Source organism: Mesorhizobium tamadayense, from assembly GCF_003863365.1.
GTDB lineage: Bacteria > Pseudomonadota > Alphaproteobacteria > Rhizobiales > Rhizobiaceae > Mesorhizobium > Mesorhizobium tamadayense.
Map to the genome: position 1 here is coordinate 128668 of NZ_RQXT01000009.1, position 15160 is coordinate 143827.

A 15160-nucleotide genomic window follows, 5' to 3' on the forward strand; every position below is an offset into this window, starting at 1 on the left:
ATGTATGTCATCCGCATGAAGAACTGCGCCTTCTTTGCCCGGCACGGCGTGCTGGACGAGGAGGAGACGCTTGGCCAGCGTTTCTATATCGACGCCGAACTCACCGTCGAGCCCAGCCGCCCGCTGGAGGAAGACTCCATCGAGGACACCGTCAACTACGGCGTCGCCTTTGCGGTCATCGAGAAGATCGTCACCGGGCATAGGCGTTTCCTGATCGAGGCGCTGGCGCTGGAAGTGGCGAAGGCGCTGGCGGCGCGGTTTCCGCAGATCAGGAAAGCCGAGATCACGGTGCGCAAGCCGAACGCCCCGGTGCCGGGCGTGCTCGATCATGTCGAGGTGACCGTTGTCTGGCCCCAATAGCGCCGTCTACCTCAGTCTCGGCGGCAATCTCGGCGATCCGGCGAAATCCATGGCCGCGGCGCTGCGCATGCTTGACGGCGACGACAGGACGCGCGTCACGGCCGTCTCCTCGCTCTACCGCACGCCGCCCTGGGGCAAGCTCGACCAGCCGGATTTCCTCAACGCAGCGGCCGCGATCGAAACGGCGCTGTCGCCGCGCGCCTTGCTCGATCTTTGCCTGGACGTCGAAAAGCGGTTGAAGCGGGTGCGCGAGGAGCGCTGGGGGCCGCGCCTGATCGACATCGATGTCCTGGTGTTCGGCGACCGGGTGATCCACGAGACCGGTCTCGAAGTGCCGCATCCGCGCATGCTGGAGCGGGCCTTCGTGCTGGCGCCGCTGGCCGAAATTGCGCCCGACCTCGCAGTCGGCGGCAAAAGCGTGTCGGAACGGCTCGGCGCTGTCGACGCATCGGGGATAGAGCGGCTGCCGTCGGGCCGGGAATGGTGGCTCGGCTGAGCCGTAGTTTTCACGCAATTCCGGACGGAAAACCGTTACACACGTTTCCTGGAATTGCTCCGGCTGTCAGCCGGAGAAGCCGCCGCCGTCGAGAAATACCTTTTCCTCGGGCGTCGTCTCGCGGCCAAGCATCCGGTTTCGGTGCGGAAAGCGGCCGAAGCGCTGAATGATCTCCAGGTGCTCCTTGGCGTATTTGAGATAGTCCGGCGCCCGCGCAGCGGTGAGCTCCACCGACCGCTCCTGGTCCGCGAGCAATTCCGAATGCTCGAAGGGTAGATAAAGGAAGACGCGGAGCGCTTCTTCTAGGGCCAGATCCTGGCCGGCGGCGATCGCCCTGTCGGCGAAATACCTCGCCAGCGGATCGGTCGCATACATATGTCCGGTACCGCGGAAGCAGTTGCGCGGGAACTGGTCGAGCAGGATCATCAGCGCCAGCGATCCTTCGGCATGCGCGTTCCAGTCGTCGCATTCGCGCCGGGCGGCGGCATGGTGCAATTCCAGAAAGCGGTTGCGGAAATCCGCGTCGAACGCGTCGTTCTTCTCGAACCAGGCGTCTTCGCCGGCATCGCGCCAGAATTTGGTGACGGAAAGCGCTCGCGCGTCGAGCACTGCCATGCGTTACCCCATCAGCTCTTCGTTTCTGCCTTGTTCAGCACGCCGGCCGTCTCTTCATTCAGCGCCCGGCCGGCGTGGCGGGGCTGTGTCAGCGGCGTCGGGATCGGCGTGCCGATATTACCCTTCAGGAAGCGCTGGCCGGCGCGCACGCCCTCGGCCAATTGCGTTTCAAAGCGGGCTTCGTCGCGGCGGCGAACATCTTCGATGACATCGGCGACCTCTTCCGGGTCGACGCCCAGCGCCTCCAGCGCCGAGCCGCCGAGGACCAACGCCGATTCGAAGGTCTCGCGCAGCTGATAGTCGACGCCGGCGCGCACAAGCTGCAGCGCGGTGCCGCGGTCGAAGGCGCGCGCCAGGATGGTGACCAGCGGGAACTCGGCCTTGATCAGCTTCGCGATGCGCACGGCGGCGTCCGGCTTGTCGACGCAGATCAGCACGGCGCGCGCCCGGCCGGCGCCGGCGGCATGCAGGATGTCGAGCCGCGTGCCGTCACCGTAATAGACCTTGAAGCCGAAATCGGCCGCCGCCTGGATCATCTCGACCTCGTTGTCGATGATCGAGACGTCGAGGCCGCGCAAAAGCAACGGCTGGCTGGCGATCTGGCCGAAGCGGCCGAAGCCGATGATCAGCACGCTGCCGGTGAGGCCGTCGGCAATGTCGACGCCTTCGAGCGATTGCTCGTCGCGTGGCGTGAGATAGCGCAGCGCCGCGATTGCCAAGGGCGTCAGCACCATGGAGATGATGACGATGGCGGTCAGCGTGGCATTGGCCTGCCCGTCGATGATGCCGACCGCGGCCGCCGAGGAATAGAGCACGAAGGCGAATTCGCCGCCTTGCGCCATGAAGACGGCGCGTTCGAGCGCCTCGCGGTGGCCGCTCTTGAGCATGCGCGCGACGATATAGATGCCGAGCGCCTTCATGGTCATGTAGGCGACGACATAGATGGCGACGAGCCGCCAGTTCTGGGCGACGACGCCGAGATCGAGCGACATGCCGACGGCGAGGAAGAACAGGCCGAGCAGGATGCCGCGGAACGGCTCGATGTCGGCTTCGAGCTGGTGGCGGAAGGTCGATTCGGAGAGCAGCACGCCGGCGAGGAAGGCGCCCATCGCCATCGACAGGCCGGAAAGCTGCATGGCTAAAGCCGATCCAAGCACCACGAGCAGCGCTGCAGCCGTCATCACCTCACGGGCGCGGGCATCGGCCAGGATGCGGAAGAGCGGGTTGAGCAGATAGCGTCCCGCCACAACCAGCCCGACGATCGCCGCGACGCCGATGCCGACCTCGGTCAACCGTTCGGACAGGCTGGTATCAGCTCCGCCTGGCGCAAGGAACGCGACCAGCGCCAGAAGCGGCACGATCATCAGGTCTTCGAGCAGAAGGATCGAGACGATGCGCTGGCCCTTGGGCGTGGCGATCTCGCCGCGCTCCTCGAGCAGCTGCATGACGATCGCCGTCGATGTCAGCACGAAGCCGGCGCCGGCGACGAAGGATTGCGCGATCGGAAAGCCTCCGGCCAGCCCGACGAGCGTCAAGAGAACGGCGCAGACGCCGACTTGCAGCGCGCCGAGGCCGAAGATCTCGCGGCGCAGGCCCCAGAGCCGAGACGGCTGCATTTCCAGGCCGATGATGAACAGGAACATGACGACGCCGAGCTCGGCGACGTGAAGGATGGCTTCCGATTCGGAAAAGACGCGAAGGCCGAACGGCCCGATGACCACGCCGGCGGCAAGGTAACCGAGGATGGAACCCAGCCCCATACGCTTGAAGATCGGCACGGCGACCACGCCGGCAGCAAGCAGCGCCACTACCTGTACGAGATCGCTGCTCGATGCTTCAGCCGCCATGCCTGTCGTCCCGTTGTCTCGAAGCACTCCTTGCATGCAGGGTGACCGAGAGGCAAGGGCGGCGAGCCTGGCAGGAAGAGCAGGGCTTTTAGTGGGAAAAGACGACGGCCCCAGGCAAAGTCCTGTTGCAGCTTCGTTACACAAGTTTACGCGGCCCGGTCGTTGCGTGTCGCCACAATCAGAGGTTAAGGCACGGTCGGCTTTGGCCATTGGGCTTCGGCCATTGGAAGGCAGCGGTGATGGGCCGCTGCCTTTTTTGAGGAGATGACTGACATGAAGAACTTTTTGCTCGTTGCCGTTGGTGTTGCGGCGCTGGCCGGCTCAGCCTGTTCGAAGGGACCGGAGTGCACGCAGGAGATCGCCGCCAAGAAGGCGCAGGACATGGCCGCCGCGCTTCAGGAAGCGGTCACCAAGGATCCGAGCAAGGCGGCCGACCTGACGGCCAAGGTGCAGGCCGTGACAACGAAATATCAGAGCGCCACGACGCTGGACGAAGCCTGCAAGGCCTATGACGAAGTAACCGCCGCCATCAAGGGTTGAGCGACGTCAAAACGAAAGAAGGCGGTAGCCAGGTGGCTACCGCCTTTTGTTTACCCGGCTGACCTCGCTTGCTCTAGTTTTTGGCGATGGAGCCGACCTCGACCGCGTCGATCCGCTTCAGGCTCATGCCGATGACCGGCACCAGCTGCTTGTTGACACGCACGGCGACCGTCACGGTCATCGAATTGTCGCCGGGGATACGGGCCTGCATGACGCCGTTCAACTGGTTGCGGTTGATGGTGAAGACCACCTTCTGGGCATCGACGACGTTGCCGCCGATAATGTCGAGTCCGTTGCCGGCGGAGCCGCCCATAAAGTTGCCTTTGTAACCCTCGCGGCCCTTGCGTTCGACGGTCGCGGACATCTTCTGGGTGAAGACGCCGACCCGGCAATCGCCGTCCAGCGTCATGCCGAGCTTGCCGTCCGGCGTGGAGCCGTTCAAATTGCAGGTGAATTTCGTGCCCTTGTATTTGCCGGCGATGATTTCGCCAGGGCCGACCCATTTGCCTTCGACCGAGCGGAAAAACTGCTTGTCAGGCTCTGCGCCAAAGGCCCTTTCGGCAAAGCCAAGCGGCACGGCGACCGCGGCGGTTGCGGCCATGACGCAGGACAAGAGTACGCTTTTCATAGACAACACCCGGCACGAACGAGTCTGCTGTTGGAACCAGAGTGACCATGAAGAAGATTGGTTAATGCTTCGTCACTGGCGGCCGTTTGCGCATTTACCTTACCGCTCGGCCTTATTGTTCGCTTTGGCTCTCCTTTCGCGTCGCGAACGAAGTCAACGCCGAGAGGAAATCGCCTAGCCCCGGTCGCTTTGCCGCGATGAACGGCAGCGGGCGCGTCGTTTCCATCGCCGCAATGCCGATGCGCGCGGTCATCATGCCGTTGACCACGCCTTCGCCAAGCTTCGCGGAGAGTTTCGCGGCCAAGCCATGGCCGACGATCTGCTGCACGAAACTGTCGCCGACGGCGATCGAACCGGTCACCGCCAGATGGGCGAGCACACCGCGCGCCAGCCGGAAGAAGCCGAGCGTGCCGGGGCGGCCGCCATAGAGTTCCGAAAGGCGCCGGATCAGCCTGCCGGCCTCGAACACGACATAGGCGACGTCGACGAGCGCGCGCGGGCTGACCGCCGTCACCAGCGAGACGCGCTTTGCGGCCTCGAGGATCATCGTCTTGGCACGGGCGTCGAGCGGCGACAGGATCTCGGTTTCGGCGAGCCGCACCAGATTGCCACCGTCGATGATCTCGCCGCGCAGTTCGGCAAGCGAGCGCCGGCCGGCCGCGGTCTCGGGTTTTGCGGCGACGAAAGCGGAAAGCTCGTCGACCAATGCGCGCGCGGCCTTGGGATCATCGCGTGCTACCGCATCCAAGGCCCGCCGCTGCAGCTTCTCGACTTCGGCGAGGCGCGCTATTGCCAGGAATTCGCGCATGAGGATGACGAGCAGCGACAAAAGCGCGATCGCCGCCATGCCGGCCGCCAGCCAGCCCAGCCATTCGGCGCGCTGGAACAGGTCGCGGATGAGCTGGTCCGTCCACAGGCCGACAGCGAGCGAGACCAGCACGCCGAAGGCGCCGAAGAACAGACGGGCGAGCAGCGAGCGTTTCCTTGGGGCGGTCGCCGGAGGCGGCGCGGCCTGCTCGATGTCCGGTTCGTCGAAGACGTCGATTTCCGAAGGAATGACGACCGCGACGTCTGACCGGGCGGCCTGCGGCTTGCGCGCGGGCCGTTCGTCGGCGCGCTGCTTCCGCGGCGCCTCCTGCCTCGGCGCTGGCTCGGGCTCGATGCGGAAGGCCGCCGGTTTGCGGGTCATGCCAGGTGATCTCCGATCAGGAACTGCAGCGCGCGGTCGAGCCGGATATGCGGCAACGAGAGCGTGACGCCTTCGGCCGTGCGTTCGAGCTTGGGCGGACGGAAACGCACGAAGCGGATCGCCGGTTCATTGTTTTCCGCCTGCGGCCCGGAAACATCGAACACTGCATCGACTTTTTCCGGCAAGTCGCCGGGAAATATGGCTGTTTCGGTTTTGCCGTCGAATGTATCGCCGTTGATCTGCTCGCCTTTCAATGGTGTGCCGATGATGACCGGCAATGTCTCGCGGCCTTGCTTGACCGTGCCCTCGCGGGTCGACCGGATAGCGGCCATGGCGGCCACATCGACGGCGGCGCCGCTGAAATTCGCCCGCGCCACCGCCCGATCGGCCAGCCTGCGCACGATCGCCTGCAGCCGGTCGTGGCTCTCATGGTGCAACTGGTCGGCCTTGGTCGCCGCCACCAGGATGCGGTCGATGCGTCTGGAAAACAGGTCGGTGACGAAATTGCCGCGCCCTGGCCGGAAACAGGAGAGGATTTCGGTGACGGCCCGCTCCAGATCGGCCATAGCGGCCGGGCCGGCGTTGAGCGCCTGCATGGCATCGATCAGCACGATCTGACGGTCGAGGCGGGCGATGTGCTCGCGAAAGAACGGTTTTACGACATGCGTCTTATAGGCCTCGAAGCGGCGCTCCATCATCGCTTGTACCGATCCGGAACGGGGGCGTCGCTCCGACAGCTTCACCAGCGGCGCAAAGGTGAGCGCCGGCGAGCCTTCGAGATCGCCCGGCATCAGGAAACGGCCGGGCGGCAGCGTCGAAAGCGCGCGTTCGTCGAGCTTGCAGGCCTTGAGGTAGGCGGTGAAGCTTTCGGCGAGACGGCGCGCCGTCATCTCGTCGGCGTCGGCATCCGGATCGATGGTCGAAGCCAGCTCCCGCCAGGCTTGCGATAGATCGGAGCGCGCGGGCAAGGCCGCAAGTTCGACCGCTTCGCGGGAGAAATCGGCGAAGGATTTGCCGAGCAGCGGCAGGTCAAGCAGCCATTCGCCGGGATAGTCGACAATGTCGACCGACAGTTTTCCGGCCGAAAACAGCCGGTTCCAGCCGGAGGCCGACTCGTACTCGATGGTGAGCCTCAGCTCGGAAATGGCGCGCGTCGAATCCGGCCAGACGCGGTGGTCGACCAGGGCCGCGACATGGTCCTCGTACTGGAAGCGCGGGACGGCGTCGTCCGGCTGCTCCTCGAGGAAGGCGCGGGCGATGCGGCCCGATTTCTGCGCTTCGAACAGCGGCAGCCGCCCGCCATGGATAAGGTTGTGCACGAGAGCGGAAATGAACACTGTCTTGCCGGCGCGGGAAAGACCGGTGACACCCAGTCGCAGCGATGGAGCGAAGAGCCCGGCGGCACGGCCCGACAGCGTGTCGAGCGCAATCCTTGCCTCGTCGGTGAAAGTGGTCAGCGATGATGCCAAATCTGCCTCTGGGTCGCCCGTCAGGGCCCGATATAGGCCTTGGGCAAGGCGTTTGAAATGGTGTCAGAGATCGGCGGGGGTGAGAAAGGCTTCGAGATAGCCGTTGCCTTGACCCGCCTCACCGAGGCTGCCGGGAAAACGCACGACGGCGAGGCCGGAGGTGGGAAAGCCGTGGTTGAGCATGCCGCGCGCGGTCTCGTCGCCGTCGCCCGATACCGCCATGGCGAGGTCCTCCGTCATCGGATTGTGGCCGATGACCAGCAATGAGCCGGTCCCGCCATTCCGGCGGATGATTTCGAGGTAGCCGGCGGCATCCTCGCTGTAGAGCGTGTCGAAGAACAGCACCCGGCCGGTGTCGGTACGGCCCGCGAGGCCTTCCAGCGTCTGCCGCGCCCGCTTAGCGTTGGAGCAGAGCGTGACGTCCGGCACATAGTTGCGGGCCCGCATGGCGTCGCCCATCGCCTCGGCGTCGGCCATGCCCGATTCGTCGAGCGGGCGATCGAAATCGCGCACGCCCGGCAGCGCCCACCCGGCTTTCGCATGCCTCAACAGGCAGAGTCTGCTCACTCGATTCCCCTCGACTGGCGCCAAGCAACGAAAATCTGTCCAAAGCGTTATGGGATTAGCCAGGAAATCCCTCTACGCACAATGGCTGACACCGCACAAGCGCAACGAATCATGCAGGAATTCGGCCGTGCCCTTATTGCGAAAGGCCTCGTCTGTGCTTGCCTGCCCGACATTAACAATTGCGTGAAACCGTCGCCGATTGCGCTTGTGCAGCCTTCGGTCCGCGAATATATAGGCGCCAAATTTGGGGTTGTTGGGTGAGTCGAATGAACGATATCGCTACCGCCGATTACGTACCCTCCGAAGACGAGCCGTTCATGAACGAACGGCAGAAATCTTACTTCCGCATGAAGCTTGTCACATGGAAGAACGATATCCTTCGCGAGGCGCGTGAAACTCTCGAAATCCTTCAGCAAGAAAACGCCAATCACCCAGATCTGGCTGACCGCGCCTCTTCCGAAACCGACCGAGCCATCGAACTGCGCGCCCGCGATCGCCAGCGCAAGCTCATCTCGAAAATCGATTCCGCGCTGCAGCGCATCGACGAAGGCACGTACGGCTATTGCGAGGAAACCGGCGAGCCGATCGCGCTGAAGCGGCTCGACGCCCGCCCGATCGCGACGCTGTCGATCGAGGCGCAGGAGCGCCATGAGCGCCGCGAGAAGGTCTACCGCGACGACTGATGCGGGTAGGCAGGCAAGGATTGAAGAATGGCCGGGTTTCCCGGCCATTCTTTTTGGGCAGTCTTGCGCCGGCTGCAGATAGGCGCCGCCTGCAGCCGTCCGCTGTCTACTCGCTGAGGGCGCCCATGGTCAGGTTGACGGTGGTTCCCGTCATCCCGCTTGCCCGGTCCGAGGCCATGAAGGCGGCCATGTTGGCCACCTCGTCGAGCGCCATGACGCGCCTGGAGTGCGTGGTGCCGGCGAGATAGGCCTGGAACTGGTCCCAGTTCATGCCCGAGGCCTCTGCCTTGAGCTCGAAGAGGTTCCGCATCGTGCTGGTCCCAGGAATGCCGTGCGGCCGCAGGCTGACGACGCGAATGCCTTGCGGCGCAAGCTCGTAGGACAGGTCCCGGGTAAGCGCTTCCTTGGCGGCCTGCGCTGGTCCGTATCCGCCGTTCAGTGGCGTCCCGATCCGCGCGGGCAGGGCGGTAACGGTCATAATCACCCCGGCCTTGTTGGGGATCATGTGCCTGGCGGCTGCGCGCGCGGTCAGGAAGTAGGACGTCGTGTAGGCCACTATCGGCAACGAAAATTGGCCGACTTCGATTTTGACCAGCGGCACGCCCAATATAGCCGCATGCGCCACACCGACGGCGTTGAACGAGATGTCGATCCGACCTGCCTTCTCGACCACGGATTGGAGGTGTGTCTCCACGGCCTGTTCGTCGAGCGCATCGACTGCCGCCGCTTCGGCGGCACCGCCCGCCCAGACGATGTCTTTCACGGCGGCCTCGATGGGCGCTTGGTTGTGTCCGGCCAGAAAAACCTTGGCGCCCTCGCTTGCAAATGCGCGTGCGACGGCACCGCCGATTGCGCCGCCTGCGCCATAGATCACCGCGACCTTGTCCTTTAGCAACATGTCCTGTTCCTTTCGATTTTGCTTCCTGGCCGCTCGAACGCATCGGTGCGTTGGAGCCGTCCGCGGATAGAGACACCGCCGCATTGCAAAACTGGGCGCCGCCCATTTCACGCGATGGCCGGTGTCTAACGGGTGAAGCGATTACGAGACGCGGGAGAGCGATGATGAGTATGGCCGGTCTGATCGAGAAGGCCCGGGCAGGCGATGGCGAAGCGTTCCGGGAACTGATTGCCCCGCACCGGCGCGAGCTCCAGCTGCATTGCTACCGCATGCTCGGGTCCTTCCAGGATGCCGAGGACGCCCTTCAGGACACGCTGCTCTCGGCCTGGCAGGGTTTTCACGGTTTCGAAGGGCGCGCCTCCCTGCGCACATGGCTCTACCGGATTGCTACCAACCGCTGCCTCAACGCCCGACGCACCGCCAGCCGGCGGCCCGCCAAGGCGTGGGATATTCCCGGCGTCGAGCCGCCCGAGCCGACCGGGCTCGGCGAGGTCGTCTGGCTGGAGCCGTTTCCCGACAGCCTGCTCGACGGTGCTTTCAACGCGGCGCTCGGCCCGGATGCGCTCTACGAGCGGACGGAATCCATTTCGCTCGCCTTCGTCACCGCCATGCAAGTGCTGCCGCCGCGCCAACTCGCCGTGCTTATCCTGCGCGATGTTCTCGGTTTCGGTGCGAAGGAAGTTGCCGAAATGCTGGATTCCACTGTGGAATCGGCCAACAGCGCTCTCAAGCGAGCGCGCGCCGCCCTGCAGCGGCGGCCGCCGCCATCCGCGGGCCGCAAGCCGCCGCCTGCCGCCCATTCAGCGCGCGAGAGGGCGATCGTGGCGAAGTTCGTCGGAGCCTATGAAGCCGCGGATCTCGATACGCTGGTGACGCTGCTGACCGACGATGTGTTCATTTCGATGCCGCCGATGCCGCTCGAATATCAGGGGCGGGATCTCGTGGCTCGTTTCTGCGCCGGCATTTTCGGTGCGGAGCGCAGGTTCGACCTCGTGGCGACCAGGGCCAATGGCCAGCCGGCCTTCGGCGCCTATCTGCGCGGATCCGACGGCATCAGCCATGGGATCGGCCTCATCGTGCTGACCCTGTCCGGGGATCGGATCTGCGCCATGACCAGGTTCGAAAACAGCGTTTTGTCATGGTTCGACCTGCCACGGACGCTTCCGGGCCGATAAACCGCCGGCTGCCGGTCGTGTAGTAGCGGGTCAGCGTTTGTGGCTGGCAAGCTCGCCGAGAAGCTTGGTCATCTCGTCATCGAGCGAAGGCTTCGCCGCCGGCTTGCTGCTCGCCGGTTTGGGGTGCGCCTCCTCCAGCGATGCCTCGAGTTCGTGCATCAGCGTATCGTCGATCGAGTCGTTGGAGGGCGGCGGCGGGGCATGCCGGACACTACCATTCGGCGTTCCATAGGCAGGGAGCGGCATGACTTTCGCAGTCGGCTGGCTTGGGGCCATCGGCTTGGGCGCGGAGCTCACCGAGCTCACCGTGCGCGGACGCGCAGCCGGCTCGGTGGCTGGAGCAGGCGCCGACGCTGGAGATTGCCTCGCCGGTGCTGGCGCGGGCTGCGGCGCGCGCGGGCGCGGCGCGGCGGCCTGCTGCTGGCCGCTGTCGCCGGTCAGCGCAGGGCGGCGGGGTGCTGCCAGCCTTATGTCGCGTTCGACCACGACATCCGTCGGGCCGCCGATCAGGATCAGGTGCTCGATATCGTCGCGCCGCACCAGCACCAGCCGGCGGTGGCTGTCGACAGCGGTGGCGTCCATGACGGCGAGCCGCGTCTTGCGGTTCCTGCCGCCGGCGACGAAGGTGCCGAAAGTCAGGTTACGGACCACCTTGATGACGAGGAGGACGACGACAAGCAGGATAAGGGCCGCAAACGTCCATAGGATTGCAGCGACATAACCCGGACCCGCCACGCTATCCAGCCACTGCAGCATCGGTGCACCCAATCGCCTTCTTGAAGTGAGGCGACACTAGACCGTGGGGACTAGCGACCGCAAGTTCGCATCACGCATCGTGAACAGTTTGAAACATGAATCGTTGATTTTATCGGACATTTGCCGCCAGGGCCTTTTCCGCTACAGGAGAATGTGATTCAACCGGCCGTTCGCGGGTGTCGGGGCATCGGAATCACGAGCAGGGGGCACATGGCCAAGGAAGCGCGCGGCGATTTCTATCCGGTACCGATCGTCGACCAAAACACGCGTCCGGGTGCCGTCGCCAGGCTCATCGTCTTCATCGTCGTCTTGACCGGCGCTGCGGTCGTCTTCGGGTTGTTCCGCGAGCGCCTTGGCGATCCGTTCCTGCTCGGCATGCTTGGCGTGCTCGCCATGATCGGCGTCGGGTTTCTGTTCGCGACGGCGATCGGCTTCGTGCAGATCGCACCGCGCTCGACCGGCGACGAGCTGTCGAAAGCCTTCGTCGATTCGATGTCGCAAGGCCTCCTGGTCACCGACACCAAGGGTCGCGTCGTCTACGCCAACCGGGCTTATGCCGACATGACGGGTGCTGGCTCGGCTGCGGACCTCAAGACGGTCGAGGGGCTGCTTTCGGATGTCCCCGAGGCTTCGATGACCATCTACCGGCTGGCGTCCGGCCTGCGTGACGGCCAGGCTGGCGACGGCGAGTTCCGGCTGGCGCAGTCGATCAAGCCCGGCGCCGAGCCCGGCGCGCGCTGGTACCGCGCCCGCGCGCGTGCCTTCAACGTCCCGGGCCAGCGGCTGCCGATGCTTGCCTGGCAGATCGCCGACATCTCGCAGGAGCGGGCGGAGCAGGAGCGTTTCTTCCTCGACCTGCAAAAGGCGATAGACCATCTCGACCACGCGCCGGCCGGCTTCTTCTCGGCCGACCAGGAAGGCCGCGTCACCTATATCAACGCAACGCTTGCCGAATGGCTGGGCATCGACCTTGCCAGTTTCACTCCGGGCGCGGTGACGCTGCCGGAGATCGTCGCCGGCGACGGCATGGCGCTCGTCCGCTCGGTCAAGGCGGATCCCGGCAGCACGCGCAATGCCGTCATCGACCTCGATCTCACGACGATGAGCGGCCAGGCGCTGCCGGTCCGCTTCATGCACCGCGTCTCGGCGAGCCGCGAAGGGTTGAACGGGCCGACCCGCACCATCGTGCTCAACCGCACCCAGGGCGAGGACGCCTCCGCCGACCTGCGCGCCTCGGAGGTCCGCTTCACCCGCTTCTTCAACTCGACGCCGATGGCGATTGCCGGCGTCGATGCGAGCGGGCGCATCCTGCGCACCAACGCGCCGTTCCTGTCGCTGTTTTCGTCCGTCGTCGACCGCGACGCGGTCGACCGGCGCGTGCGCTTCGAGACCGTGGTGCACGAGCGTGACCGGCCGGCCTTCGCCGCCGCCTTCGAGAAGGCGCGGCAGAGCCAGGCCAATATCGAGCCGATCGACTCGCTGCTACCCGGCAATGACGAGCGCCATATCCGCTTCTACGTCAACGCCGTCGCCGACGGCGCCGGCGGCGAGGGAGCGGAAGAATCTGCTATCGTCTACGCTGTCGAAACCACCGAGCAGAAGGCGCTCGAAGGCCAGATGGCGCAGAGCCAGAAGATGCAGGCGGTCGGCCAGCTTGCCGGCGGCATCGCGCACGACTTCAACAACGTTCTCACCGCCATAATCATGGCGTCCGACCTTCTGCTCACCAACCACCGGCCGTCGGATCCCTCCTTCCCCGACATCATGAATATCAAGCAGAACGCCAACCGCGCCGCCTCGCTGGTCCGGCAGCTGCTCGCCTTCTCGCGCAAGCAGACCTTGCGGCCGGAAGTGCTCAACCTGACCGACGTCCTGGCCGATCTGCGGATGCTGCTTGCCCGCCTGGTCGGCAACGACATCAAGCTGAAGATCGACCATGGCCGGGATCTGTGGCCGGTCAAGGTCGATATCGGCCAGTTCGAGCAGGTGGTGGTCAATCTCGCCGTCAACGCGCGCGATGCGATGCCCGCCGGCGGCGACCTTACCGTGCGCACCCGCAACGTCATGGCCGAAGAGTGCAAATCCTTCGCCTATCGCGAGCTTACCCCGGCCGAGTATGTTCTCGTCGAGGTCGAGGATACCGGCAGCGGCATCGCGCCGGACGTGCTGAAGAAGATCTTCGAGCCCTTCTTCACCACCAAGGAGATCGGCAAGGGCACGGGCCTCGGCCTCTCGATGGTCTACGGCATCATCAAGCAGACCGGCGGCTTCATCTACTGCGATTCCGAGGTCGGCAAGGGGACGGTGTTCCGCATCTTCCTGCCGCGCCACATCGCGGAGATGAAGAAGGCGAGCGAGCCGGCGGACACCGCGGCGGTCGCCGCGGCACCGGCAAAGTCGGCCGACACCGCCAAGGACCTCTCCGGTTCGGCGACCGTGCTTCTGGTCGAGGACGAGGACGCCGTGCGCATGGGTGGTGTTAGGGCGCTGACCTCGCGCGGCTACACGGTCCACGAGGCGTCCTCCGGAGTCGAGGCGCTGGAGATCTTCGAGGCGCTCGGCGGCAAGGTCGACATCGTCGTGTCCGATGTTGTGATGCCGGAAATGGACGGCCCGACGCTGCTCGGCGAGTTGCGCAAACGGCAGCCGGACATCAAGTTCGTCTTCGTGTCCGGCTATGCCGAGGACGCCTTCGCCAAAAACCTGCCGGCCGACGCGCATTTCGGCTTCCTGCCCAAGCCGTTTTCGCTCAAGCAACTGGCGACGATCGTCAAGGATGTGCTGGAATCCTAAAATAGCTGCCGCTTGCACATTGGCGCGACCCTGCCATGATGGAGATCGGACGGGTCCTGTCATGGGGGTGATAGCGCGTGACGCCGCACATTGAGGCGGGCCGGGGGGATTATGCCGAAACCGTGCTGTTGCCGGGCGACCCCGAGCGCGCTCAATGGATGGCGGAAACTTTCCTGGAGACGCCGCGCTGCGTCAATCGCCGCCGGGGCGCCCTTGGCTTCACTGGCCAGTTCCGTGGCAAGTCGGTGAGCATCCAGGCAACCGGCATCGGCGTCTCATCCTTCCTGATCTATGCCCACGAGCTGCTGGATTATCATGGCGTCAAGACGCTGATCCGAACAGGAACATGCGGCGCGCTGTCGGAGGACGTTCCGCTGCGCGGCGTGGTCATCTCCAGCGCCGTACGCGCCGAGGGCGCAATCAGCGGGCAGGTGTTCGGACTTTACCAGCCGGCGGGGCCCGACGATGCGCTTCATGCGCTGGCGCTGCAGCGGGCCGCCGATCTCGGCATCGCCTGCAGCGCCGGACTGACGGTCTGCAGCGACGTCTTCCATCATCCCGATGGCCGCGCCCGTTTCGACGAGCCCAAGGCGCTCGGCGCGCTGGCGGTCGACATGGAAACCAGCGCGCTCTACCGCATCTCGGCGCGGTTCGGCGCGCGCGCGCTGTCGCTGCTGACTGTGGTCGATCACGTCGCCACGGACGAGCAGACCGACTATTCCGAACGCCAGGCCCTGTTCACCGACATGACACGCTTGGCGCTGGAAGTCGCGGCGAACGCCTAAGCGGCTTCGCGCTTGAGTGCTGCCTGCTGTTGCGCCGCTGGCCGGTGACCGCGCAGGTAAAGCGCGCAGGTCGTGCGCAGCATCGAGGCGAAGTTGGGAATCTGGCCGTTGATCTCGATCGCCTCGTCGTAGAGCGTCGAGATGAATTTGGGCGTCGTCAGCCCCTGGCTCTCGGCGATCTCGTCGAGCAGCGTCCAGAACGTCGCCTCGAGCTGGATGCTTGTGGAATGCCCGTCTATGCGGATCGACCTGTTGATCTGCCGGTAGCCTTCCGGATCCTGTCCGGCAAAGACTCTGCACATCGTTACCTCCCGTTTTTGTTGGTCTTGGGCGCCGATTGAGCGGTTGGCGCCTTTTGA

General features: G+C 64.9%; 16 protein-coding genes. 7 read left to right on the plus strand and 9 right to left on the minus strand.

Annotation, left to right across the window (positions count from 1 at the left end; translation table 11 throughout):
• A complete protein-coding gene (gene folB / locus EH240_RS10220) occupies window positions 1-360 on the plus strand; it encodes a dihydroneopterin aldolase (protein ID WP_124997738.1) in 360 nt (119 codons plus the stop codon).
• Window positions 344-856 carry a 2-amino-4-hydroxy-6-hydroxymethyldihydropteridine diphosphokinase gene (folK, locus tag EH240_RS10225; protein WP_124997740.1) on the plus strand — a complete coding sequence of 171 codons (513 nt, stop codon included), beginning with the start codon at window positions 344-346 and terminating at the stop codon, window positions 854-856. Before folB ends, folK begins: the two co-directional genes overlap by 17 nt.
• A gap of 66 nt (window positions 857-922) precedes the next feature.
• On the opposite strand, the gene EH240_RS10230 is transcribed toward folK, so the two are convergent.
• On the minus strand, window positions 923-1471 hold the full coding sequence (locus EH240_RS10230; RefSeq protein WP_124997742.1) for a DUF924 family protein: 549 nt from the start codon (window positions 1469-1471) through the stop codon (window positions 923-925).
• Window positions 1472-1482: 11 nt separating this feature from the next.
• Window positions 1483-3318 (minus strand): monovalent cation:proton antiporter-2 (CPA2) family protein, encoded by a 1836-nt coding sequence (locus tag EH240_RS10235; RefSeq protein WP_124997744.1) that lies wholly within the window; start codon window positions 3316-3318, stop codon window positions 1483-1485.
• Between the two features lie 273 nt (window positions 3319-3591).
• Between EH240_RS10235 and EH240_RS10240 the strand changes: the two genes are divergently transcribed.
• The gene (locus EH240_RS10240; RefSeq protein ID WP_124997746.1) at window positions 3592-3858 is read left to right on the plus strand and encodes a hypothetical protein; all 267 of its coding nucleotides are present in this window, start codon (window positions 3592-3594) and stop codon (window positions 3856-3858) included.
• A gap of 73 nt (window positions 3859-3931) precedes the next feature.
• Here EH240_RS10240 and EH240_RS10245 read toward each other — a convergent pair whose 3' ends face one another.
• The 4 genes from EH240_RS10245 to EH240_RS10260 form a co-directional block, all read right to left on the minus strand.
• On the minus strand, window positions 3932-4486 hold the full coding sequence (locus tag EH240_RS10245) for a hypothetical protein (protein ID WP_124997748.1): 555 nt from the start codon (window positions 4484-4486) through the stop codon (window positions 3932-3934).
• 112 nt (window positions 4487-4598) lie between these two features.
• Window positions 4599-5675, minus strand: coding sequence for a YcjF family protein (locus EH240_RS10250; RefSeq protein WP_124997750.1), 1077 nt, complete (start codon window positions 5673-5675; stop codon window positions 4599-4601).
• Window positions 5672-7144: a YcjX family GTP-binding protein gene (locus tag EH240_RS10255; protein WP_124997752.1), complete on the minus strand. Its 1473-nt coding sequence runs from the start codon at window positions 7142-7144 to the stop codon at window positions 5672-5674. Before EH240_RS10255 ends, EH240_RS10250 begins: the two co-directional genes overlap by 4 nt.
• A 63-nt stretch (window positions 7145-7207) precedes the next feature.
• Complete coding sequence (locus EH240_RS10260; RefSeq protein ID WP_124997754.1) at window positions 7208-7711, minus strand: SixA phosphatase family protein; 504 nt, start codon at window positions 7709-7711, stop codon at window positions 7208-7210.
• Window positions 7712-7977: 266 nt separating this feature from the next.
• Here EH240_RS10260 and dksA point away from each other — a divergent pair, with 266 nt between their 5' ends.
• The gene (dksA, locus tag EH240_RS10265) at window positions 7978-8394 is read left to right on the plus strand and encodes an RNA polymerase-binding protein DksA (RefSeq protein WP_124997855.1); all 417 of its coding nucleotides are present in this window, start codon (window positions 7978-7980) and stop codon (window positions 8392-8394) included.
• A gap of 106 nt (window positions 8395-8500) precedes the next feature.
• Here the strand turns inward: dksA and EH240_RS10270 are convergent, their stop codons facing one another.
• Window positions 8501-9292: an SDR family NAD(P)-dependent oxidoreductase gene (locus tag EH240_RS10270; RefSeq protein WP_124997755.1), complete on the minus strand. Its 792-nt coding sequence runs from the start codon at window positions 9290-9292 to the stop codon at window positions 8501-8503.
• A gap of 164 nt (window positions 9293-9456) precedes the next feature.
• Here EH240_RS10270 and EH240_RS10275 point away from each other — a divergent pair, with 164 nt between their 5' ends.
• The gene (locus EH240_RS10275; protein WP_124997757.1) at window positions 9457-10467 is read left to right on the plus strand and encodes a sigma-70 family RNA polymerase sigma factor; all 1011 of its coding nucleotides are present in this window, start codon (window positions 9457-9459) and stop codon (window positions 10465-10467) included.
• 30 nt (window positions 10468-10497) lie between these two features.
• Here the strand turns inward: EH240_RS10275 and EH240_RS10280 are convergent, their stop codons facing one another.
• On the minus strand, window positions 10498-11223 hold the full coding sequence (locus tag EH240_RS10280; RefSeq protein ID WP_124997759.1) for a flagellar biosynthetic protein FliO: 726 nt from the start codon (window positions 11221-11223) through the stop codon (window positions 10498-10500).
• A gap of 210 nt (window positions 11224-11433) precedes the next feature.
• On the opposite strand from EH240_RS10280, the gene cckA reads away from it, so the two are divergent.
• Both cckA and EH240_RS10290 read left to right on the plus strand, forming a co-directional pair.
• On the plus strand, window positions 11434-14016 hold the full coding sequence (cckA, locus tag EH240_RS10285) for a cell cycle histidine kinase CckA (RefSeq protein WP_124997761.1): 2583 nt from the start codon (window positions 11434-11436) through the stop codon (window positions 14014-14016).
• Between the two features lie 77 nt (window positions 14017-14093).
• The gene (locus EH240_RS10290) at window positions 14094-14801 is read left to right on the plus strand and encodes a purine-nucleoside phosphorylase (protein WP_124997763.1); all 708 of its coding nucleotides are present in this window, start codon (window positions 14094-14096) and stop codon (window positions 14799-14801) included.
• Here the strand turns inward: EH240_RS10290 and EH240_RS10295 are convergent.
• Window positions 14798-15103 (minus strand): ribbon-helix-helix domain-containing protein, encoded by a 306-nt coding sequence (locus EH240_RS10295; protein WP_124997765.1) that lies wholly within the window; start codon window positions 15101-15103, stop codon window positions 14798-14800. The two genes, EH240_RS10290 and EH240_RS10295, sit on opposite strands and share 4 nt — an antisense overlap.
• Window positions 15104-15160 lie beyond the last annotated feature (57 nt).

Bases quoted from the DNA above. Each gene is read 5' to 3' on its own strand.
- folB (WP_124997738.1), top strand. From the start codon at position 1: ATGTATGTCATCCGCATGAAGAACTGCGCCTTCTTTGCCCGGCACGGC.
- EH240_RS10230 (WP_124997742.1), bottom strand. From the start codon at position 1,471: ATGGCAGTGCTCGACGCGCGAGCGCTTTCCGTCACCAAATTCTGGCGC.
- EH240_RS10235 (WP_124997744.1), bottom strand. From the start codon at position 3,318: ATGGCGGCTGAAGCATCGAGCAGCGATCTCGTACAGGTAGTGGCGCTG.
- EH240_RS10240 (WP_124997746.1), top strand. From the start codon at position 3,592: ATGAAGAACTTTTTGCTCGTTGCCGTTGGTGTTGCGGCGCTGGCCGGC.
- EH240_RS10245 (WP_124997748.1), bottom strand. From the start codon at position 4,486: ATGAAAAGCGTACTCTTGTCCTGCGTCATGGCCGCAACCGCCGCGGTC.
- EH240_RS10250 (WP_124997750.1), bottom strand. From the start codon at position 5,675: ATGACCCGCAAACCGGCGGCCTTCCGCATCGAGCCCGAGCCAGCGCCG.
- dksA (WP_124997855.1), top strand. From the start codon at position 7,978: ATGAACGATATCGCTACCGCCGATTACGTACCCTCCGAAGACGAGCCG.
- EH240_RS10270 (WP_124997755.1), bottom strand. From the start codon at position 9,292: ATGTTGCTAAAGGACAAGGTCGCGGTGATCTATGGCGCAGGCGGCGCA.
- EH240_RS10275 (WP_124997757.1), top strand. From the start codon at position 9,457: ATGAGTATGGCCGGTCTGATCGAGAAGGCCCGGGCAGGCGATGGCGAA.
- EH240_RS10280 (WP_124997759.1), bottom strand. From the start codon at position 11,223: ATGCTGCAGTGGCTGGATAGCGTGGCGGGTCCGGGTTATGTCGCTGCA.
- cckA (WP_124997761.1), top strand. From the start codon at position 11,434: ATGGCCAAGGAAGCGCGCGGCGATTTCTATCCGGTACCGATCGTCGAC.
- EH240_RS10295 (WP_124997765.1), bottom strand. From the start codon at position 15,103: ATGTGCAGAGTCTTTGCCGGACAGGATCCGGAAGGCTACCGGCAGATC.